The sequence below is a fragment of the Streptomyces sp. NPDC001544 genome, assembly GCF_042894285.1.
Classification (GTDB): Bacteria; Actinomycetota; Actinomycetes; order Streptomycetales; family Streptomycetaceae; genus Streptomyces.
In genome coordinates, this window is the sequence record NZ_JBIAVN010000002.1 from 178624 (window position 1) to 198926 (window position 20303).

Consider the following 20303-nt stretch of genomic DNA (forward strand, 5'->3'; position numbering starts at 1 on the left):
ACCCGAGATGGGTGGTTCCTTTCTCTCGTACTCGTGGGGCGACCGGACCTGTGCATTCCCGACTCGCCAGACGCAGGCGTGGAGCCACCCGGTTCGTCACCCTGGGGAGTGCTCGAGACTCTCGGTGTGCACCGGTAGGAACCCGGCGTGGCCACCTGGTGCGGCCCCTGCCGCCTGGTCGGCCCCGCGACCTCGCCGGACGGATCAAGCCCGTCAAGGTCGAGATCAACACAATCCACGGGTCTGTCGGCGGCTTCGAGGTGCAGGCGATGCCGACCCGAAGGAAAGGAGCGCAAGGGCGTCCTGCGCCATGGCACCCGCCGGAACGGGAGATCTGACTGTACCGACTGCACCTGCTGGCGGGGGCCTGCGTGTCACGCGGTGTCGGCGTTACTCGGGGGCATCCTGTGGGCACTCGCGATCGCGGGGTGGCCGACGAGAGGGAGTCATGCGGGTGTCGTCACAGGACGTTACGGTCGTGGCTCTCCTGGCGGATCCGGATGCGCCTACGGAGATCGCGCAGCGCATGGCCCGGATGCTTCCTGATCGGCTCGCCGACAGGTCAGGCCCGGGACGACGGTTCGACGTCGAGGTGGTCAGTGAGCCCTTCACAGCAGGGGCCGAGGACCTGTCCACATTGACGCACCGGATCATGGACCGCGGAAGTGAGGGGAACTGGGACATCGTCGTGGCCCTCACTGACCTTCCGCTGCACTCACATGGGCGCAAGCTCGTGGTGGATCTGAGTCACGAACACGGCTTGGCGCTGCTGTCGCTTCCCGCGCTGGGGGGCTTCCGGCTGCAGACAAGGGCCCGGCAGGCCGTGGAAGAAGCCGTGCTCAGCTTGGCGGGCCCGCAGGCCACTGGGGGGCCTTCGGGAAGCCGGCCGCTGCGGGGGCCCTTCATCGGTCGTCTCGCGCCCGTCCGTCCGGGCCAGGTCGGGGAGGAGGAGATCGCCGACCTGCGCTACGTCGTCAGTGGGCCGCGCGGTTACCTGAGGGTGCTCCTCGGTATGGTCCGCGCCAACCGGCCGTGGCGTTTGGTGCCGGGCTTGTCGAAAGCCCTGGCAGCCGCACTCGCCACGGGAGCAGTCGCCACCGTGAACTCCACCATCTGGAGCCTGGCCACCTCCCTGAGCACCCCACGCCTGGTGATCGCCATGGTCGGGTCTGTCGCTCTCATGATCGGCTGGCTGATCGTGGACGCGAACCTGTGGCATCGAACGGATGAGATTTCGCCGGAGGCAAGGAAGAGGGCGGCTCTCTACAACGCCTCGACGGTCGTGACCGTGGGTATCGGGGTGATCGTCTGCTACGTGGGTTTGGTGGTCATCAACCTGGTGTGGGCGCTGTTCATCCTCAATGGCCGGGTGTTCGCTTCCACGACACGGACCCCGCTGCACGCCATGGAGTACTGGACGCTGTCCTGGTTCGTCGCTTCGGTCGCCACGGTGGGCGGCGCGCTGGGATCGGGCCTGGAGAGCGACGAGGCGATCCGGGCAGCCGCCTACTCCAAGCGCGAACAGGAGCGTCGCAGCGCGCTGCAGGACGACCACGGTGACTAGGGCCTGTCCGGCGGATCATGCCGCAGACGCGGGGCTTGGCACGCCCTCCCCCACTCTCGGCTTCGCTCGAGCGGGAGGGGCCCCACCGGCGTTGTCGTCGGTTGCCGACTCCCCCACTCTCGGCTCCGCTCGAGCGGGGGGACCCCCATCGCGTCGACGCCCTCCTCCGCCTTGCAGCCGGACGCTCCCCCACGCTCGAATGAGCTCGCGCCGGGGCACCCCATTCGCCCCGCTCACCAGCGCCGATGACGCACCGCCCGTGCCCTGCGACCTGATCCGCCGGACAGGCCCTAGCTGATGACCTCGGTCGGAGATGCGCCGTCGGTCGGTGGCGTCCTGGTCCGGAGATTCCGCTGATCGGTCGGTGCGTGGTTGTTTCGCCTCGGGGCCGACGGGGACCCGGACGCAGCGCCGCCGGAGCGCCGAAGCTCCGCCTGGCGGGACCGACGACAAAACGACCGTTCCATCTGATGCAGGTGAACGGCCACCAGAGGCGCGCCGGAGCCCCGCACCCCGTCGCAGCACTTCCGAGAGCCAGGCTCTCCGCGCCTTCCCCGCCACCGCCGTACCGCGACATCAAGGGAAGTCACCATGAAAGCAGCGGTATATGAAGGCCCGCGAACGGTCACAGTGAAGGACGTACCGGACGCGAAGATCGAACACCCCTGCGACATCATCGTCAAGATCACCACCACCAACATCTGCGGCTCGGACCTGCACATGTACGAGGGCCGCACCTCGTTCGAGTCCGGCCGCACCCTGGGACACGAGAACATGGGCCAGGTCGTGGAGGTCGGCTCGGCCGTCCGCAAGGTCCAGGTCGGCGAGTACGTGGTCCTGCCCTTCAACATCGCCTGCGGCTTCTGCAAGCAGTGCGAGCGGGGTCTGACCAACTACTGCCTGACCATGCAGCCGGAACCGGCCCTCGCGGGAGCCGCCTACGGATTCGCCGACATGGGCCCCTACCAGGGCGGCCAGGCGGAGCTGCTGCGCGTGCCCTACGGCGACTTCAACGCGCTGCGTCTGGGCGAGGACGCCGCCGAGCGGCAGACCGACTACGTGATGCTCGCCGACATCTTCCCGACCGGGTATCACGCCACCGAGATGGCCCATGTCAAACCGGGTGACCAGACGATCGTCTTCGGGGCCGGTCCCGTCGGGTTGATGGCGACCTACTCCGCCCTTCTCAAGGGCGCCGGGCGCGTCTGGACGGCCGACCACCAGCCCGACCGGCTGCGCAAGGCGGAGGAGCTCGGGGCCATTCCGATCAACACCGCCGAGCAGAACCCGGCGGAGGTCGTCAAGGAGGCCACCCTCGGTCTGGGCGCCGACAACGGCTGCGAATGCGTCGGCTACCAGGCACACGACCCCCAGGGACACGAGGACGCCAGCCTCACGCTCAACGGACTGATCGACTCGGTCAGGTTCACGGGCGACATCGGGGTGGTGGGCGTTTTCCTGCCCCAGGACCCTGGCGGCGCTGAGGCCCAGGGCGAGCTGGAAGCTCAGGGCAAGGTCCCGATCGACTTCGGCATGATGTGGTTCAAGGGCCAGCACATGGGCACCGGGCAGGCGCCGGTGAAGAAGTACAACCGGGCGCTGCGGGATCTGATCGCCGGTGGGAAGGCGAAGCCGAGCTTCGTCGTCTCCCACGAGCTCAGCCTGGACGAGGCCCCCACCGCCTACGAGCACTTCGACGCCCGTGACGAGGGCTGGACCAAGGTGGTCCTGCATCCGAACGGACACGGGAACGGCCACAAGCGGTAGGAGACTCGGGGTCGCCGTGCCCCCTGTTTCACTCGGACCGGTCCGGGGGACGGGTGGCGATCTGCCCGTCCCCCGGACGGGGCTGAGGCGATCGCCGCGTACCGGCCGGCCCTGAACCGGCGACGATTGCCCGCGCGCCGGCCCGGAGGACGCACGGCGGACGCTCGGCAGTGTCCGCAGTGGCGGCCCCGCCCAGCGGCTGCGGCCGCCGGCCGGCTGGCGGGCCGTGTGGGAGGCTTCCTTGCCCAACGGTTGCCGCATCTCGACCAGGCCGACGCGACCCGGCAGGGCGTTCCGGCCAGGCGGACACCCGTGAGGTGGCTGCGCGCCTTCGGGCAAGTCGTGCGATCCGGGCTCACGATCGAGGAGACCCGGCTGGAGCCCCTGCTCGCGCTGCGCACGGCTGCTGGGGTGGCGCTCGTCGTCGGGCCGGCGCTGTGGCTGGTCTGTCCTGCGTACGCCGCGTCCGCCGCCCTCGGTGCCTACTCCGCGGGTGGGGCCACCTTCCAGCGCACCTGGCGACCGCGCAAGGTGATCGCGCTCGGCGCGGGTGCGGGTCTGGCGCTCAGCACCTTCGTGGGCTACCTGGCGGCGGGGCGACTCGTGACGTTCCTGCCGCTGCTGGCCGTATGGGCCTTCGCCGCGGGAATGGCGTGGGCCGTCGGATCCACGGCTGGGATCGTCGCGGCGACGACCGTGGGCAGCATGCTGGTGACCATCACCCTGCCCACGAGCGTCGGGGGAGCCCTGGAGCACGCCGGGGTCATCGCACTCGGGGGCGTGACGCAAGCCGTGCTGATCTTGCTGTTCCCGATCCGGCGTTGGGGAGCTCATCGTGACGCGCTCGCCGACGCCCTGGCCGCCGTTGCGGACTACGCCCGCCGGTTGCGGCACGACCCTACCGCCCCGTTCGACGCGGAGCCGTTGATGACGGCCCGGGACGCGGCTGCCGTGACGCCGTCACAGGCCCGCACCCGTCCCCCCGTCCTCCACGGCCCCCGGGGACTCGCCGAGCGCATTCTGCCGGTCGTCGCCGCGCTCGCCGACCCGGACGTCGGCGCCCCGGCGGAGGGACCCGGGCGGGATCGCGCACGGGAGTTGCTCAACGCGGCCGCAGACGTCCTGGACGCGGCCGCCCGTTCGATCCGCCGCGGCACTCCCGCCGGTGTGCCGCCCGGGAGCGCGGACGTCCTGCGCGTCGACGAGGAGCACGAGGTGCTGGAGGGGCCCGCCCGGCAGGCCGCCGAGCGGCTCGTGAAACTGCTCGGCGAGGCATTGGAGATCGCCGGGAGCGGCAGCGTCTCCGGGAGGACGCCCCCGCCGCCCGGTCCCGCGAGCGCCCGGTTCCTGATGCGCCCGACAATGTTCCGGTTGCTCCCGGTCGTCGTCCGGGCGGTGCGCCGCGAGCTCCGCCGGGACTCGCCCGTGTTCCGACATGCCGTCCGCCTGGCGGCGGTGGCCACGGTCGGCTATCTCATCGCTTCCCGGCTGCCCGTGGGCCACGGCTACTGGGCGCCCATCGCCTCGGTGATGGTGATGCGGCCGGACTTCCACCGGACGTACGCGCGTGCGGTGGCCCGCCTCGCCGGGACCCTGGCGGGGGTCGCGCTGGCTACCGGGATGGTGCGGGCCCTGGGCCCGGACGCCCAGGTGTTCGGCGCGCTGGCGGTGGTCTCGGCGGGCCTGTCGTACACGCTGATCCGTACCGGCTACGCCTACTCCCAGTGCTTCACTGCCGCGTACGTCGTCTTCCTGCTCGGCATGGGCGGCCAGACATGGGAGCAGACGGTCCCGGAGCGGGTGGTGCTCACCCTGCTCGGCGGGGCCCTGGCAATGCTGGCGTACGTGGTGCTCCCCGCATGGGAGACCCCCCGGCTGCCGGGCCGGCTTGCGGACTGGCTCGCCGCCAACGGCCGCTACGCGGCCGCGGTGCTCCGCGGCTACGCCGAGCCGTCCCGGGAGCATCGCGCCGACATGCGCCAGGCGCTGCTGGCGAGCAGGGAGGCACGTACCGCCTGGCAGGAGGCTTACGACCGGGCAAGGCAGGAACCGGTCCGCTCCAGGGGCCTGAAGTCGCGCGAGGCCCAGGAGGCGCAGGAGGCGCTCAAGCGGTTCGGCCGGGCGGCGATGCTCATGGAGAGCCACGTCCCGCGGGCCGGCAACCGTCTCATCCCCGAGGCGGAGCGGTTCGCCGAGGCCCTGGAGACGGACACCGAGAAGGCAGCAGTCGACGTGCGCGAACACAGGAATCCGGACTGGGAGCGCGTGGAGGAGGCGCTCCACGCGTGGGAGGACGCCGCCGTCGGCAACCGGAGCCCGGTCGTACGGCGCGAGGCGGAACTGCAAAAACGGGCCTTGGAAGACCTCGCGACGGCCGTGAGCCGCACGCCCCTGGAACGGGACGTCGGCTCCGCTCGCGAGGAGCAGCGGGTGCGGGCGACCCTGGCTGCGGAAGGTGACGGCACGGGGCCCTCGCACCGGGGTCGGTGACGGCGCCGGCGACAGAGAGCGCGGCGCCTCCTGGAACGGAAATAGTCCCCGGCCGCGTCGAGCGCCGCGACGCCCGCGCCCTTGACGGCGGCCAGGTCGACACCGTTCTCGGCGGCCAGCTCGCGCACCAGCGGGATCACGCAGGCACCCGTGCGTGGTCAACTGCGCGCCCACCGGAGCCACTCCGACGAAGGCGCCCGCACAGCCGCCGGCGCAGGCCGGACTTACCGCCTTCGGGCAGACGACCGCCGCGATCGGCGCGCAGGACCGTGCCCGTGCGGCGAGACCGCCGGCTGCCCCTCACCCGCAAGGCGCGCAGGGGTACACGCGCGTCGCGGGCCCCTGCACGGGCGCGCGAGTGAACAGCGCGCATGCCGGTGAGGTCGCCAGATCGCGGGACTGATCGACTCAGCCGCCACTTTTACGCCTGAACGACCGCTGGCTCGCAGCGGGGCCGTGCGCCGCACGCACCTTCGACGCGTCGGGGTTGGCGGCGGCATCGGCCGCGTCCGCCTGCGCGCCGCGCTTGCGAGCCAGGGCTTCGCGGAACTTGCGCTTGAGGTCGTAGTTGCCGTCGCCGTCCGGCGTCAGCGGGGACGTTTCGGGGGCAGCCGGCCCCGAACCTTCCGTGGCTACGGGCTCTGCGGTCATGGTGACCTCCTGGGTTCGGGGCTGGGCAGGCACAGCTTGTCATGCCGGGCGCGGTCCCGGGCGCCGGCCGCATCATCCTGCTCCGTTTCGGCGGGCATCCCTCTCGCGGCGGAGGGCGTTCGCTTCGTGGATGAGGCGCACAGAACGGCTTCTGGCCGGGCCGAGCGTTGTCGATTCCGTGGCCAGGACGTGCACTGCCGGGGCAACGACTCTCAGCCGTTGCGACGCACGAGGGCGGCCTTGCGGGCCTCGGCGAGCTTGCGGGCCTCGCCGGCCTTTCGGGACTTGCCGCCGGCGCCGCGGGAGGGGTCCTTGCTGGTGCCGAGGCCGCGGAAGGGAGCGTTGGTGTTCTTGGGCCGCTCGACGGCGGGCCCGCCGTCGAGCGGGGTTCCGGAGGGAGCCCTGGCGCCGGTGATCCGGCTCAGCTCCGCCTCTCCGGAGCGCACCTTGGTGACGGTCGGCTCGATGCCGGCCCCGGCCATCATTCGGCTCGTCTCGCGGCGCTGGCCCGCCAGCACGAGCGTGACCACGCTGCCGGACTCACCGGCGCGGGCGGTGCGGCCCGCCCGGTGCACATAGTCCTTGGGGTCGGTGGGCGGGTCGACGTTGACCACGAGATCGAGGTCGTCGACGTGCAGGCCACGGGCCGCGACATTGGTCGCCACCAGAACGGTGATCCGGCCGTTCTTGAACTGCGCCAGGGTCCGTGTGCGCTGTGGCTGGGACTTGCCGCTGTGCAGGGCCCCGGCGTGCACCCCGCTGGCCCGCAGATGCCGGGTGAGCTGGTCGACGGCGTGCTTGGTGTCGAGGAACAGCAGTACTCGGCCGTCACGGGCGGCGATCTCCGTGGTGACGGCGTAGCGGTCGGGGCCATGGACGACCAGAACGTGGTGCTCCATCGTCGCGACCGTGCCCGCTGAGGGGTCGACCGAGTGGACGACAGGATCGTGGAGGTAGCGGCGGACCAGCTGGTCGACGTCGCCATCCAGAGTGGCCGAGAACAGCATCCGCTGACCGTCGGGCTGCACCTGGTCGAGCAGGTCGACCACCTGCGGCAGGAATCCCAAGTCGCACATCTGGTCGGCCTCGTCCAGCACGGTGATCCTCACCCGTCCCAGGCGACAGGCGTTGCGCTCGATCAGGTCATGCAGGCGTCCGGGAGTGGCGACGACCACCTCGGCTCCCTGGCGTAGCACGGCGATCTGCCGGCCGATCGACATGCCGCCGACGACCGTGGCCATCCGCAGCCGCAGTGCCTCGGCGTACGGCGCCAGCGCCTGGGTGACCTGTTCGGCCAGCTCCCGGGTGGGCACGAGGATCAGAGCGAAGGGCTGCTTCGGTTCGGCGCGTCGCCCGGCCGTACGTGTCAGCAGCGGCAGGCCGAAGGCGAGCGTCTTGCCGGATCCGGTGCGCCCGCGCCCCAGGACGTCGCGCCCCTCCAGGGCATCGGGCAGTGTGGCGGCCTGGATCGGAAAGGGTTCACGCACCCCGAGTCCGCCCAGTGTCCGCAGCAACTCCACCGGCAGACCGGCGAAGGAGACGGCCGGGGGCAGCGCCGGGGTCATGGCCTCGGGCCGGGCGGGACCGCCGTGAGCGATGCCAGAGGCATCCGGACGTTTCATGAACAGCCTTCCGCAGGGGAACGTACCGAGGAAGGCCCGGCAGGATCGAACAGCCCACGGAAAGCGGAACCGAACAGACAGAATCGCCCACCGCGACGACCACGCAAACGCATGACAGTAACACAATGCCTGACATCGCGTCCGTGACATCGACCGCCCCGCACACTTGCCTGCGGTCCGGCAAGCTCAGGGCCGCACCCCGGAGGCCGCCTGCCCCGGGGCTCTCGCAACCCACTTGTTCCTGAGCGCCGACGGCACCCGCATGTCGACCACTGCGAGTGGACCAGTGCCAAGGCCCGGCCCAAGGAGAGATCACAGGCAACGGATCATCCCATCCCGCTCTCCGGGTACCGTCAGGGTATGAGTCATCCGCACCCCGAGCTGAAAGCCGCCCCTCCCCTGCCTGAAGGAGGGTTGCGGGTCATCGCCCTGGGCGGCCTGGGTGAGATCGGCCGCAACATGACCGTCTTCGAGCACGCGGGCAAGCTGCTCATCGTCGACTGCGGCGTGCTGTTCCCCGAGGAGACCCAGCCCGGCGTGGACGTGATCCTGCCGGACTTCACCTCGATCCGGGACCGGCTGGACGACATCGTGGCCGTGGTACTCACCCACGGCCACGAGGACCACATCGGCGGCGTGCCGTACCTGCTGCGCGAGCGGTCCGACATTCCCGTGGTCGGCTCCAAGCTGACGCTGGCGTTCCTGGAGGCCAAGCTCAAGGAACACGGCATCCGGCCGCGCACGGTGCGGGTGCGGGAGGGCGACCGGCGTGGCTTCGGGCCCTTCGACTGCGAGTTCGTGGCGGTCAACCACTCCATTCCCGACAGCCTCGCGGTCGCGATCCGCACCCGGGCCGGGATGGTGCTGCACACCGGCGACTTCAAGATGGACCAGTTCCCCCTCGACGACCGCATCACCGATCTGCGCGCGTTCGCCCGCCTCGGCGAGGAGGGCGTGGACCTCTTCCTCACCGACTCCACCAACGCCGAGGTCCCCGGCTTCACCACCTCCGAGCGAGAGCTGAACCCGGCGATCGAGCAGGTGATGCGCACCGCGCCGCGCCGGGTCATCGTCTCCAGCTTCGCCAGCCATGTGCACCGCATCCAGCAGGTCCTGGACGCCGCCCACCAGCACGGCCGCAAGGTCGCCTTCGTCGGCCGGTCAATGGTCCGCAACATGGGCATCGCCCGTGACCTGGGCTATCTGAAGGTCCCCTCCGGTCTGGTGGTGAGCACGAAGGAGCTGGAGAAGCTCCCGGACCACAAGATCACGCTGGTGTGCACCGGCTCCCAGGGCGAACCGATGGCCGCGCTGTCACGGATGGCCAACCGCGACCACCTGATCCGCATCGGCAAGGGCGACACCGTCCTGCTCGCCAGCTCCCTCATCCCCGGCAACGAGAACGCCATCTACCGGGTGATCAACGGACTCACCCGGTGGGGCGCCCACGTGGTCCACAAGGGCAACGCCAAGGTGCACGTATCCGGGCATGCCAGCGCCGGCGAACTCGTCTACTGCTACAACATCGTCAAACCGCGCAACGTCATGCCCGTGCACGGCGAATGGCGCCACCTGCGGGCCAACGCCGACCTCGCCATCCGTACCGGTGTCGCCCCCGACCGGGTCGTCATCGCCGAGGACGGCGTCGTCGTCGACCTGGTCGACGGACGCGCATCCATCACCGGCAAGGTCGCCGCCGGCAACGTCTACGTGGACGGCATGGAAGTCGGCGGCGCCACCGAAGCGTCCCTCAAGGACCGCCTCACCCTCGCCGCCGAAGGCGTGGTCACCGTGGTGGCGATCGTCGACGCGGACACGGGCGCCCTCGCCGAGGCCCCCGACTTCCTGGCCCGGGGCTTCGTCCACGACGACGCCACCTTCGAGCCGGTCATCCCCGTCATCGAGAAGACCCTGGCCACCGCAGCCGAGGAAGGCGTCGGGGACGCGCGCCAACTCGAACAACTCCTCGCCCGCGCCGTGGCGAACTGGGCGTTCCGCACCCATCGCCGCAAGCCCCTCATCATCCCCGTCATCATCGACGCCTGAGCCAAGGCCGGAAGCACGGTCCCCGTTCCGGCCGCGGCACCGCCCGCGGGACTCCCCGGACGGTGCCGCCTCGGCGGCGGCCTTCTTCCGCGGGTTCGCCCTTCGTCACCCACTACATGCGTCACGCCCGCTTGCGGTTATGTCTTCCGTGGGTTCCGGTTGACGCGTTGAGCCCGCCTGAGCTGCGGAACGGCGGTGCGGTCCACCAAGCGGGCTCATCCGTCGGCAGTGCATCGGTTGCCCCGGGTTCGGGCGTTGCGATCAGGCTGATGTCTTCGGCTGGGACTTGCCGCCCTCAGCGCGCAGTTGCTCGTTGATGCGCTGCGCCTCTTCGAGCTGGTCTTCGAGGATGACGATGCGACAGGCGGCCTCTATGGCGGTGCCCTGGTCGACGAGTTCGCGGGCGCGGGCGGCGGTGCGCAGCTGGTACCGGGAGTAGCGACGATGGCCGCCGTCGGAGCGCAGCGGGGTGATCAGGCGGTGTTCACCGAGGGCACGGAGGAAGGCAGGTGTGGTGCCGAGCATCTCGGCGGCCCGGCCCATGGTGTAGGCGGGGTAGTCGTCATCGTCGAGAGGATCGACGGGACGGGAACCGGCAGGCGGCATAGACCTCTTCTTTCGGGGACGCGTCGGGGGGCCCGGGTGCCAGTACGGCACCCGGGCCCCGAGCTTTCAACACCATCTACCGGCGCACTGCGCCGGCCTTCTTTTTCCGCAGCCGCCTGGGAGGGCGGGGTTGCGGGGATCGTGAATGCGTGACCGGGGACCACCTTCCAATCCGGGGCCTTGCGGTACCCGGGCGGACTGCTTCCTCGCCCGGGCGATCCTGATGGCGTTCTGCTCCTTACTTTTCGACTACGGCGATTACCGCAGGTGCTGCTCACAGCCCCGCTGGGGCCGTGTCCTTCTGGTCTACCTGCACAGCAGTCCGTGCCTGCTGTGCCCACTTGGACTTCTGGGTACGCGCACCACGCTAACCCTGCGACAGCGGAATGTCTACTGTCGCCACGATAGTTTTTCTTTCTTCCTCAGACACACCAGGAAGAGAGCGAGCTCGAATGGTGCCCCCCCTTACTGCCCAGCAGTCCTGTGAGACTGATGAGGTCTGCGGCGGAATCGACCGCTTGATCACCACCCGCCCGATCGCGCGAAGCGCCGTGGGTGGCTACGGCCGGCAGCACCCAGTGCCTCCGTCGCACCCCTCTTCCAGTTCGTCGGCCCCCGATACGCCTGATGCCCGCCACAGCGGTGGCGGGCATCAGGCGGGTCCGGACGGCCTGCTGGTCAGCCGGTGGTGAGCAGGCCCTCACGCAGGCGGGCGAGGCAGCGGGACAGCAGCCGGGAGACATGCATCTGGGAGACGCCCAGACGCTCACCGATCTGGGCCTGGGTGAGTTCCTCCACGAACCGCATGTGGATGATCTGCCGGTCCCGCTCCTCCAGGTCAGCGATCAGTGGGGCCAGGGAGTGGAAGTCCTCCACCAACTCCAGCGCGGTGTCTTCTACGCCGATGAAGTCCTGCAGGGCGCTCTCGCCGTCCTCGCTGCCGCCTATGGCGGCGTCCAGGGAGGAAGAGTTGTAGCCGTTCGCGGCGAGGCGGGCCTCCATGACCTCGTCCTCAGGCAGGCACATCAGCTCCGACAGCTCCTTGACCGTCGGCGTCCGCCCCAGCCGGCTGCGCAGCTCTTCCGTGGCACGGGCGAGCTGGACGCGGGCCTCCTGCAGCCGCCGGGGCACGTGCACGGCCCAGGTGGTGTCACGGAAGAACCGCTTGATCTCACCGACGACGTAGGGGATGGCGAAGGAGGTGAACTCCACCTCGCGGGACAGCTCGAACCGGTCGATCGCCTTGATCAGTCCGATCATGCCGACCTGGACGATGTCCTCCATCTCCTCCGGCCCGCGGCTGCGGAACCGGCCCGCCGCGTAGCGGACGAGGGACATGTTCATCTCGATCAGCGTGTTGCGCGCGTAGCTGTACTCGGGCGTGCCCTCCTCCAGCACCGCCAGCTGCTCGAAGAACAACCGGGAGAGTCCGCGCGCATCCTTGGGCGCCACCCGGGAAGGGTCGGCGACTTCGGGCAGCTCGGTGGTCTGCGTGTCCAGCATGCGCATGAGCGCCATGTAGGTCCCCTCCCGGATTCGAACTCGTGCCACGGCCCGCCGCGAAACGACCGACGACGCCTTGCCTACCCCCCTATTTTCCACCCATGCCTGCGACCACGTGCTCGAGAGGCAGGACCGTGAGCCGGGGCGCCTTGCCGCGCAGAGGCCACCCGTCCGGCCTGGCCATCAGGCCCGGACGGCGGCCCACAGACCTGTGAGCGGGCTACGGCTGCGAGGGCGTCGGGACTGCACGGATCGAGCCTCCGGTCGGGGGGCGTCCGATGCGGCCTGCCAGTAGTGGCGGCGGCACTCGCTGGGCCCTTCGGCTACGAGTGCGCCGGCGTGGCGGGGTGGGGACCGACGGTCCTGCGGGCCTTTCGTCGCCGCAGCAGGCGAAGAGCACGTCGTGAAGGTGACCGATGCGAGCGCTCTCGCCGTCCCCGCCGGGTCGAGCGACAGGGTCTCACCGGAGTCGGCCGCGTCCGTGCCGTCGGCCGTCCAGGGGTCGCAGCGTGCGTCGGTCGAGCAGGCGGGCGGCCAGGCTGCAGGCCGGCCACGGCGAGGCGGCCGGCTTCGGCGTGCGGGCGAGCGTCGGTCGAGCCCGGCGGTCGCTCGCCTCCTGCTGCGTGCCCGTCTCCCGTGGGCACCGAGATGGCCACCCCCTTGGTCCTTGCGGGTGGCCACCAGTGCGGCACGGTCAGCTCCGTGCGTCGTCCCGAGCAGACCGTGGCCGGGGCTGCTCGGTGGGGCGGTCGGGGCAAGGAGCCAGGGCAAGAAGTCCTGCCCCGACCGGCACTCCCTGAGTGTCGTCAGTTCCCGTTCGGCTCTCCGTGGCTCCGCACAACTTCCTTCACCTTGGCCACCGCGAACCCCCAGCCCTGCTCCACCGTCGGCTTGGCCGGGACGGCGATCTCGTCGGGGTTGGTGAGGACGTCGAGCAGGACCGGGCCCGGGCTGCGGAAGGCTCGTCGCACGGCGGGCTCCACGTCGGCCGGGTCGGTGACGCGGATGCCGGTGATGCCCATGGCTTCGGCCACGGCGGCGAAGTCGGGGTTGTCGAGAACGGTGCCGAACTCGGGGAGGCCGGCCTGCTCCTGTTCGAGTTTCACCATGCCCAGGCGACGGTTGTCGAAGACGATGAGTTTGACGGGAAGACGGTACGTCTTCAGGGTCATGAGGTCGCCGAGGAGCATGCTCAGCCCGCCGTCACCACAGAAGGCCACGACCTGCCGCTCGCGGTCCAGGCACTGGGCGCCCAGCGCCTGGGGCATGGCGTTGGCCATCGACCCCAGATTGTAGGAACCGATGAGCCGGCGGCCACCACGCATCTCGACGAAGCGCGAGAGCCACACCGTGGCCATGCCCGTGTCGGAGGTGAAGACGGCATCCTCCGCCGCCACCCGGTCGACGGCCGCGGCCAGCGCCTCCGGGCGGATGTCGTGGCCGCGATTGTCCAGCGCGGAGCGGACTCGACCGATGAGTCCCTTGTCGTGTGAGGGGTCGGCGAGCCGTGCCTGACCGGCACGCCACTGATCGAAGCGTTCCCGCGCCTTCTCCACATGCGAGCGGTCACGTCCGCCGCCCGGACCGGGCCCGGCCGCGAGGTGGCCCAGGAGGTCGCGCACGGTGGCGCCGGTGTCCCCCACCAGCCCGACCTCGACCGGTACCCGGCGTCCGATGTGGGTGGCCTCGGTGTCGACCTGGATGACGGTCCGGCCCTCGGGATACCAGTCGCGGTAGGGGAAGTCGGTGCCGAGCAGGAGGATCGTGTCCGCGTCCTGGAGGGCCGATGCGGCGGCGGGGTTGCCGATCAGTCCCGTCTGGCCGACCTGGAAGGGGTTGGCGTCGCCCTCGAAACCGGCCTTGGCCTTCAGTGTGAGCACCATCGGTGCGGCCAGGCGGTCGGCGAGGGCGAGGACGTCCTCGCGAGCGGCGCGCGCACCCTCACCGACGAGCAGGGTGACCCGCTCGGAGCGGTCGAGGATTTCCGCGGCCCGACGGACCGCCGACTCCTCCGGCCGGCTCACCGGAGGATTCAGGGAGAACCGGGGCGGGCGGTCGTCGGTCAGTTCCCGCTCCCCCAGGTCACCCGGCACGGTGAGGACGGCGACGCCCTTGCGGCCCAGTGCGTGGCGCACGGCCGTCTCCAGCATCTGCGGCAGCTGGTCGGGTGAGGTGATCGTGGCGCGGAAGACGGCCACATCGCTGAAGAGGGCGTCGTTGTCGACCTCCTGGAAGTAGTCGCTGCCCAGTTCGGCGAGCGGTACCTGGCCGGCGATGGCCAGGACCGGGGCGTGGCTCTTGGCCGCGTCGTACAGTCCGTTGAGGAGGTGAACGGATCCAGGCCCGACGGTGCCCATGCACACTCCGAGGGCGCCGGTGAGCTGCGACTGGGCGCTCGCGGCGAAGGCCGCCGCCTCCTCGTGGCGGCAGCCCACCCATTCGAGGCCCTCGGTGGTGCGGATGGCGTCGGTCAGGGGATTGAGCGCGTCCCCCACGACGCCGAACACCTGGCGTACGCCGAGTTCGCTCAGCGCGTCCACGATGACGCGGGCAACAGTACGGGCCACGTGAGTCCTCCGGTTCAGACGGTGAAGTGGTCGGGGTCGGCGGCGTTCCAGTCGGCTGCCCAGGAGGCCGGTGGCTCGGCGAGCAACTGCCCTGGTGCGAGCCATGCGTACAGTTCCTCGTATGAGAGCTCGGTGACGGGGTCGACACGCCGGTGGGGCATGTGCGGACGCAGTTGGGCGGGATCGGTGACGCCCAGGGAAGCAAATACGCCTGCGACAAGAGTCAGTCCGACGATTGCGATGCGTGTCACCCCTTGCACATTGCCGGGTGATCGCTCTCCAGTCCTGCTGAAACGTCCTCAGGTCACCGGCGTCGCCGCGGGCGGCGTCCACCGGTGAGGGCGGCGGGGGCCCTGCCGCAGGCTGAGAACATCGTTCCCGCCTGACGCTGACGCGAAATCGTCGCGAGCCACCGGTTCGCGCATCATGTGGCTGGGGCCCGTGCTCTTGCCCTCACGCCCTCACCGTCCACCCACCCCGCCCGACCGCCGTCACCCGGTCAGCGTCTCGGCATTCTCCCGACCCTGTGAAGGCATCCATGCGCTGTGTCATTGCCCGGTATCCCTTCGACCTGTCCAAGGTCGAGGTCGAAGAGTGCATGACCGGCGTCCCGCCCGAACCCGCCACCGGCGTGGCTCGGTGGCAAGCGGGCCGTCCCGTGCTTCGGATCACGACGCCCGACGCGGCGCAGGCTGTTCGATCGTGCCGCCCCGATGAGGTGCAGGGACGTAGCCCTTCGCTCCAGGTGGCAGAGCGTCGAGGCACGCCTGGGAGCAGGCGTTGACCAGGAGCGGCAGGACGTCGGTCGCCACCGCCTTGGAGAGCCAAGCCTGGTGCGGGCCGGTTGCCGAGATCGGCCCGGTGCAGACACTGCAGGTGCGGGCCGCGGTGGTGCCCCAGCGGGAGGGATCCAGGCCGCCAAGGTCCAGGACCGTATCGCCGGGCGGCTGGAGCCGTGGGAACGGTGGCCGATACTTGTAGTTGCCGTAGATCGAGCGTGTGCTGACTGTGCTGTTCACCAGCCGAGCGCACCGCGTGATTTCGTACGGGAACCAGTGCAGCCGTCGCGACGTGTACGGGCTGAACGCCTCCAGGTTCGTCATGCCGCCGATCTCCGGCGGTATTCGCACCAGGTTGCTCCCGTACAGCACAAGGGTCCGCACCGCCGTCAGCCGTCCGATCGACGCCGGCAGGGTCACGATCTGCCGCCGCTGCTCCGGGCTCAGCTCCGGCAGCGGGCGAAATTCCTCCCGCCCGTCGGTCGCCGCCTCTTCGATCAGTTCCAGCAACCGGAGCCAGCCCGGAGCATTGGTGTCCTGGATCTCGGGGTGGAAGGACGTGACCGCGCCGGGGGCACTCACCCGGACCTGGTCGAAGCAGTGGCAGCGGTCCTGCGGCACCCCAGGCCGGGAGTCCATCGCCTCGGGAAAGCGGTTGGGGAAGACCCTCGCAGGGCGTTGTTCGTCCGTCATGGCGCAACGATAGGGACGCGGCGCCGGGTACGGCACCGTCCGAACTCCAGCTCGCTCGTTGAACATCCCCACTCGGTTCAACACCGGAGTGGGGGTGACGAGCGGCACTGGTCGATTCAGAGACGCCCCATCTGGTGGGGCGCGGGCGGCCACGCCACTCGAATCCCTGTAGGACCGCCGTCTCGAAGTGCCGTCCCGGTACCGCCGGCCACCTCAGGCGAACCTTCTGGATGACCTGCCGACTCCGATGCGGTGAGCGAACAGGGCCCCGCCCACGCCCTGCGCACCGCATCGGGCGGGCCCTCCGCTCTGGCACCCAGCCGCAGGTCAGCTTTCTTCATCACACGCGAGGCGCCCGCATGTGCTGGAGCGGGTGTCGGCGTCCGTACTCGTTCAACTGCCGACAGACGCTACGAGTCGCGCTCGGGGCCGACAGCCGCGGAGCGCGACAGGCAGCCGAATCGCGCGACGGGTTGCGAAAGGCCAGGGCCGCTCCTGACACACTGGCGCAGCACCACCGTCTCACCGGCTGATGCCGAGTCGCTCCGCGAGTTCGTGGGCGCTGACGCCGTACGTCTCGCGGATTCGCATGCCCTCGGGGCCGATGTCGAAGACGCCGTGGTCCGTGTAGACGCGGCTGACACAGCCGAGACCGGTGAGCGGGTAGGTGCACCGTGGTACGAGCTTGGGCTCTCCGGAGCGGGTGAAGAGCGTCATCATCACGTAGACGTCCTTGGCGCCGATGGCGAGGTCCATGGCACCGCCGACGGCGGGGATGTCGTCGGGCCTTCCGGTGTGCCAGTTGGCGAGGTCGCCGTTGAAGGCGACCTGGTACGCCCCGAGGACGCAGACGTCGAGGTGCCCGCCGCGCATCATGGCGAAGGAGTCGGCGTGGTGGAAGTACGCCGCTCCCGGCAGCTCGGTCACCGGGACCTTGCCGGCGTTGGTCAGGTCGGGGTCGACCGCGTCGCCCTCGGCCTTCGGCCCCATGTTGAGCATGCCGTTCTCGGTGTGCAGCACCACCCCGGAATCGGGCGGCAGATGGTCGGCGATCTTGGTGGGCTGCCCGATGCCCAGGTTGACGAAGGAGCCGGCCGGGATGTCGCGTGCGATGACGGCGGCCAGTTCGTCCATGGAGAGGCGGTGATCGGTGGACGTGGTGGTCATCGTGCCCCCTGCACGGTGTAGCGCCGGCCCGCCACCTGGACGATCCGGTCGACGTAGATGGACGGGGTGACGACGGCCTCGGGATCGAGAGTGCCTGGCTCGACGACCTGTTCGACCTGGACGATGGTCGTCGTGGCCGCGGTGGCCATGACCGGGCCGAAGTTGCGGGCGGTCCTGCGGTAGACGAGGTTGCCCATGGTGTCCGCCACATGCGCGGCGATCAGCGCGTAGTCGCCCTTGATGGGGTACTCCAGCAGGTATCTGCGGCCGTCGATCTCCCGCTCCTCCTTGCCCTCGGCCAGCGGCGTGCCCACCGCCGTCGGGCAGTAGAACGCGCCGATGCCGGCACCGGCCGCGCGCATCCGCTCGGCGAGGTTGCCCTGCGGCACCACCTCAAGCTCGATCTTCCCCGCGCGGTAGAGGCCGTCGAAGACCCAGGAGTCGGCCTGGCGCGGGAAGGAGCAGAGCACTTTGCGCACCCGTCCGGCGGCCAGCAGCGCGGCCAGGCCGACGTCGCCGTTGCCGGCGTTGTTGGACACGATCGTGAGGTCCTTCGCACCCTGCCGGATGAGCGCGTCGATCAGATCGAACGGCATCCCGGCCAGGCCGAAACCGCCGACCAGGATGGTGGCCCCGTCCTCGATGCCGGTGACCGCCGCATCGGCGGAATCGAGGATCTCCGCCCGGCTCACCGGGCCACCCCCGTGGAGTCGCAGTTCTCCAGTACGACGGCCAGCCCCTGACCGACCCCGATGCAGATCGCGGCGACGCCGTAGCGCTGCCTCGTCTCGCGCAGCACCTTGGCCAGCGTGCCCAGGACGCGGCCGCCCGAGGCGCCCAGCGGGTGGCCGATCGCGATCGCGCCGCCCTTCTGGTTGACGAGGGCGGGGTCGACCTTCCACGCGTCCAGGCAGACGAGCGACTGCACGGCGAAGGCCTCGTTGAGTTCGACCGCACCGACCTGGTCCCAGCCGATCCCGGCCCGGGCCAGCGCGCGGTTGGCGGCCTCGACCGGGGCGTAGCCGAAGGCCTGCGGCTGAAGCGCCATCACACCGCGGCCGGCGATGCGGGCGATCGGGTCGGCCCCGATCCCGGCCGCGGCCTTCTCACTGCCCAACAGCACCGCGGAGGCACCGTCGTTGAGCGGGCTGGCGTTGCCCGCGGTGATCGTGCCGCCCTGCTCCGGTGTCCGGAAGACCGGCTTCAGCCCGGCCAGCACCTCCGGTGTGGATCCGGCTCGGACGCCCTCGTCGCGGGTCAGCCCGACACCCTCGACCGGCACCACCAGGTCGTCGTAGAAGCCGGACTCCCAGGCCGCGTGGGCGAGTTGGTGGGAGCGGGCGGCGAACTCGTCCTGCCGCTCGCGGGAGATCCCGAAGCGCTCCCGAAGCTGCTCGTTGCACTCGCCGAGGCTGACGGTCCACTCCTTCGGCATCCGCGGGTTCACCAGCCGCCAGCCGAGTGTGGTCGAGACCGCGGTGACGTCGCCGGCCGGGAACGGTTTCGCCGACTTCGGCAGGACCCACGGCGCACGCGTCATCGACTCCACACCGCCCGTCAACACCACCTCGGCATCGCCGGACTCGATCGCCCGGCTCGCCATCATCGCCGCATCGAGGCTCGAGCCGCACAGCCGGTTGACCGTGGTGCCGGGCACGCTCACCGGAAGCCCGGCGAGCAGCGCCGCCATGCGGCCGACGTTGCGGTTCTCCTCACCGGCACCGTTGGCGTTGCCCCACACCACGTCGTCGATCGCGGCGGGGTCGAAACCCGGCACCCTGGCGAGCGTCGAGGTGATCGCGGCGGCGGACAGGTCGTCGGGGCGGACGCCGGCCAGGGCGCCGCCCAAGCGGCCGAACGGCGTCCGTGTCGCGGCGTACAGGAAAGCACTCATGACAGCGACGCTAGTGGCCGTCGGCGATATGCTGAAGTACGCATATCTGATCCGATCGATATGGACGACATATGGATCTGCGTCACCTTCGGTACTTCGTGGCGGTGGCCGAGGAACGCCATTTCGGTCGGGCCGCCGAGCGGCTCCACATGGCCCAGCCCCCGCTCTCCCAGCAGATCCGGCAGCTGGAGGCGGAGCTCGGCGTCGAGCTGCTGCACCGCACCACACGGCGCGTGGAGGTGACCGAGGCCGGCCGGGCCTACCTGGAGCGGGCACGCGCGATCCTCGCCGACGTCGACGAAGCCGCCCACCACGCGCGGCTCGTCGCGGCCGGTTCGGTCGGGCACCTCGCGATCGGGTGCGTGGGCTCGGCGACGTACAGCCTTCTGCCCGCGCTCTCCCGCCGGCTCACGGAGGAGCTGCCGGGCGTCGACTTCTCCTTCCGCGGTGAGATGCTCGCGCCCGACCAGGTCGAGGCGCTGCGCACCGGCGCGATCGACGTCGCACTGCTGCGCCCTGTGGCGGCCGACCTCTCGCTCACCGTGCACACCCTGCGCCGGGACCGGCTCGTCGTCGCCGTGCCCGTCGACCATCCCCTCGCCCGCCGTAAGCGGTTGCGCGCCGCGGACCTCGCCGGTACCGACATGATCGTGCACTCCGCCGACCGCCGGTCGGTGATGTACGACGTCGTGCTGGGACTCCTGCGCGACGCCGGCGTCGAGCCGCGCATCCGCCACGAGGTCGGCGAGACCTCGACGCTGGTCACCCTCGTGGCCGGCGGCCTCGGCGTCGCGGTGGTGCCCGAGCCCGTGACCGCGTTGGCACTCGACGGTGTCGTCTACCTGCCACTGGCCGGGGCGGGTACGCGCGTGGAGCTGGCCGTCGCCCACCGCGCCGGCCGCTTCGAACCGCACCTGGCCCGGACCGTCAGGATCATCCAGTCGGCTTTGTGAG

14 protein-coding genes and 1 pseudogene are annotated in these 20303 nt (G+C 70.5%); 5 read left to right on the forward strand and 10 right to left on the reverse strand.

Going from position 1 to position 20303, the window contains the following annotated elements:
- Positions 1–448 precede the first annotated feature (448 nt).
- The 3 genes from ACFY0F_RS06175 (at position 449) to ACFY0F_RS06185 (ending at position 5821) form a co-directional block, all read left to right on the forward strand.
- Positions 449–1564 carry a hypothetical protein gene (locus tag ACFY0F_RS06175; RefSeq protein ID WP_388789688.1) on the forward strand — a complete coding sequence of 372 codons (1116 nt, stop codon included), beginning with the start codon at positions 449–451 and terminating at the stop codon, positions 1562–1564.
- 591 nt (positions 1565–2155) lie between these two features.
- Complete coding sequence (locus tag ACFY0F_RS06180) at positions 2156–3331, forward strand: glutathione-independent formaldehyde dehydrogenase (RefSeq protein WP_388789691.1); 1176 nt, start codon at positions 2156–2158, stop codon at positions 3329–3331.
- A gap of 312 nt (positions 3332–3643) precedes the next feature.
- Positions 3644–5821: an FUSC family protein gene (locus tag ACFY0F_RS06185; RefSeq protein WP_388789693.1), complete on the forward strand. Its 2178-nt coding sequence runs from the start codon at positions 3644–3646 to the stop codon at positions 5819–5821.
- A 408-nt stretch (positions 5822–6229) separates the two neighbouring features.
- Here the strand turns inward: ACFY0F_RS06185 and ACFY0F_RS06190 are convergent, their stop codons facing one another.
- Positions 6230–6472, reverse strand: a complete 243-nt coding sequence (locus tag ACFY0F_RS06190) for a DUF5302 domain-containing protein (protein ID WP_388789696.1) — start codon at positions 6470–6472, stop codon at positions 6230–6232.
- A 212-nt stretch (positions 6473–6684) separates the two neighbouring features.
- The gene (locus ACFY0F_RS06195) at positions 6685–8094 is read right to left on the reverse strand and encodes a DEAD/DEAH box helicase (RefSeq protein ID WP_388789698.1); all 1410 of its coding nucleotides are present in this window, start codon (positions 8092–8094) and stop codon (positions 6685–6687) included.
- A 360-nt stretch (positions 8095–8454) separates the two neighbouring features.
- Here ACFY0F_RS06195 and ACFY0F_RS06200 point away from each other — a divergent pair, with 360 nt between their 5' ends.
- Positions 8455–10140: a ribonuclease J gene (locus tag ACFY0F_RS06200; protein ID WP_388789701.1), complete on the forward strand. Its 1686-nt coding sequence runs from the start codon at positions 8455–8457 to the stop codon at positions 10138–10140.
- Positions 10141–10401: 261 nt separating this feature from the next.
- Here ACFY0F_RS06200 and ACFY0F_RS06205 read toward each other — a convergent pair whose 3' ends face one another.
- The 8 genes and pseudogenes from ACFY0F_RS06205 to ACFY0F_RS06240 form a co-directional block, all read right to left on the reverse strand.
- Positions 10402–10746, reverse strand: coding sequence for a MerR family transcriptional regulator (locus tag ACFY0F_RS06205; RefSeq protein WP_388789704.1), 345 nt, complete (start codon positions 10744–10746; stop codon positions 10402–10404).
- 678 nt (positions 10747–11424) lie between these two features.
- Positions 11425–12264 carry an RNA polymerase sigma factor SigF gene (locus ACFY0F_RS06210; protein ID WP_388789707.1) on the reverse strand — a complete coding sequence of 280 codons (840 nt, stop codon included), beginning with the start codon at positions 12262–12264 and terminating at the stop codon, positions 11425–11427.
- A 791-nt stretch (positions 12265–13055) separates the two neighbouring features.
- Positions 13056–14816, reverse strand: a complete 1761-nt coding sequence (locus tag ACFY0F_RS06215; RefSeq protein ID WP_388789709.1) for a thiamine pyrophosphate-dependent enzyme — start codon at positions 14814–14816, stop codon at positions 13056–13058.
- A 14-nt stretch (positions 14817–14830) separates the two neighbouring features.
- A pseudogene (locus ACFY0F_RS06220) lies at positions 14831–15025 on the reverse strand (FMN-binding glutamate synthase family protein); the annotation flags it as partial.
- Positions 15026–15484: 459 nt separating this feature from the next.
- The gene (locus ACFY0F_RS06225; RefSeq protein WP_388791295.1) at positions 15485–16288 is read right to left on the reverse strand and encodes a leucine-rich repeat domain-containing protein; all 804 of its coding nucleotides are present in this window, start codon (positions 16286–16288) and stop codon (positions 15485–15487) included.
- Positions 16289–16810: 522 nt separating this feature from the next.
- The gene (locus ACFY0F_RS06230; protein WP_388789712.1) at positions 16811–17455 is read right to left on the reverse strand and encodes a 3-oxoacid CoA-transferase subunit B; all 645 of its coding nucleotides are present in this window, start codon (positions 17453–17455) and stop codon (positions 16811–16813) included.
- Positions 17452–18147, reverse strand: a complete 696-nt coding sequence (locus tag ACFY0F_RS06235) for a 3-oxoacid CoA-transferase subunit A (protein WP_388789714.1) — start codon at positions 18145–18147, stop codon at positions 17452–17454. The genes ACFY0F_RS06230 and ACFY0F_RS06235 overlap by 4 nt, the downstream gene beginning before the upstream one ends.
- Positions 18144–19349, reverse strand: coding sequence for a thiolase family protein (locus ACFY0F_RS06240; RefSeq protein ID WP_388789717.1), 1206 nt, complete (start codon positions 19347–19349; stop codon positions 18144–18146). The genes ACFY0F_RS06235 and ACFY0F_RS06240 overlap by 4 nt, the downstream gene beginning before the upstream one ends.
- Positions 19350–19420: 71 nt before the next feature.
- Between ACFY0F_RS06240 and ACFY0F_RS06245 the strand changes: the two genes are divergently transcribed.
- Positions 19421–20302 carry a LysR substrate-binding domain-containing protein gene (locus tag ACFY0F_RS06245; protein WP_388789720.1) on the forward strand — a complete coding sequence of 294 codons (882 nt, stop codon included), beginning with the start codon at positions 19421–19423 and terminating at the stop codon, positions 20300–20302.
- Position 20303: the final 1 nt, after the last annotated feature.

What these genes read in the sequence shown, in the direction of transcription:
- ACFY0F_RS06175 (WP_388789688.1), top strand. Translation starts at nt 449, where the DNA reads ATGCGGGTGTCGTCACAGGACGTTACGGTCGTGGCTCTCCTGGCGGAT.
- ACFY0F_RS06180 (WP_388789691.1), top strand. Translation starts at nt 2,156, where the DNA reads ATGAAAGCAGCGGTATATGAAGGCCCGCGAACGGTCACAGTGAAGGAC.
- ACFY0F_RS06190 (WP_388789696.1), bottom strand. Translation starts at nt 6,472, where the DNA reads ATGACCGCAGAGCCCGTAGCCACGGAAGGTTCGGGGCCGGCTGCCCCC.
- ACFY0F_RS06195 (WP_388789698.1), bottom strand. Translation starts at nt 8,094, where the DNA reads ATGAAACGTCCGGATGCCTCTGGCATCGCTCACGGCGGTCCCGCCCGG.
- ACFY0F_RS06200 (WP_388789701.1), top strand. Translation starts at nt 8,455, where the DNA reads ATGAGTCATCCGCACCCCGAGCTGAAAGCCGCCCCTCCCCTGCCTGAA.
- ACFY0F_RS06205 (WP_388789704.1), bottom strand. Translation starts at nt 10,746, where the DNA reads ATGCCGCCTGCCGGTTCCCGTCCCGTCGATCCTCTCGACGATGACGAC.
- ACFY0F_RS06210 (WP_388789707.1), bottom strand. Translation starts at nt 12,264, where the DNA reads ATGGCGCTCATGCGCATGCTGGACACGCAGACCACCGAGCTGCCCGAA.
- ACFY0F_RS06225 (WP_388791295.1), bottom strand. Translation starts at nt 16,288, where the DNA reads ATGACGGACGAACAACGCCCTGCGAGGGTCTTCCCCAACCGCTTTCCC.
- ACFY0F_RS06230 (WP_388789712.1), bottom strand. Translation starts at nt 17,455, where the DNA reads ATGACCACCACGTCCACCGATCACCGCCTCTCCATGGACGAACTGGCC.
- ACFY0F_RS06240 (WP_388789717.1), bottom strand. Translation starts at nt 19,349, where the DNA reads ATGAGTGCTTTCCTGTACGCCGCGACACGGACGCCGTTCGGCCGCTTG.
- ACFY0F_RS06245 (WP_388789720.1), top strand. Translation starts at nt 19,421, where the DNA reads ATGGATCTGCGTCACCTTCGGTACTTCGTGGCGGTGGCCGAGGAACGC.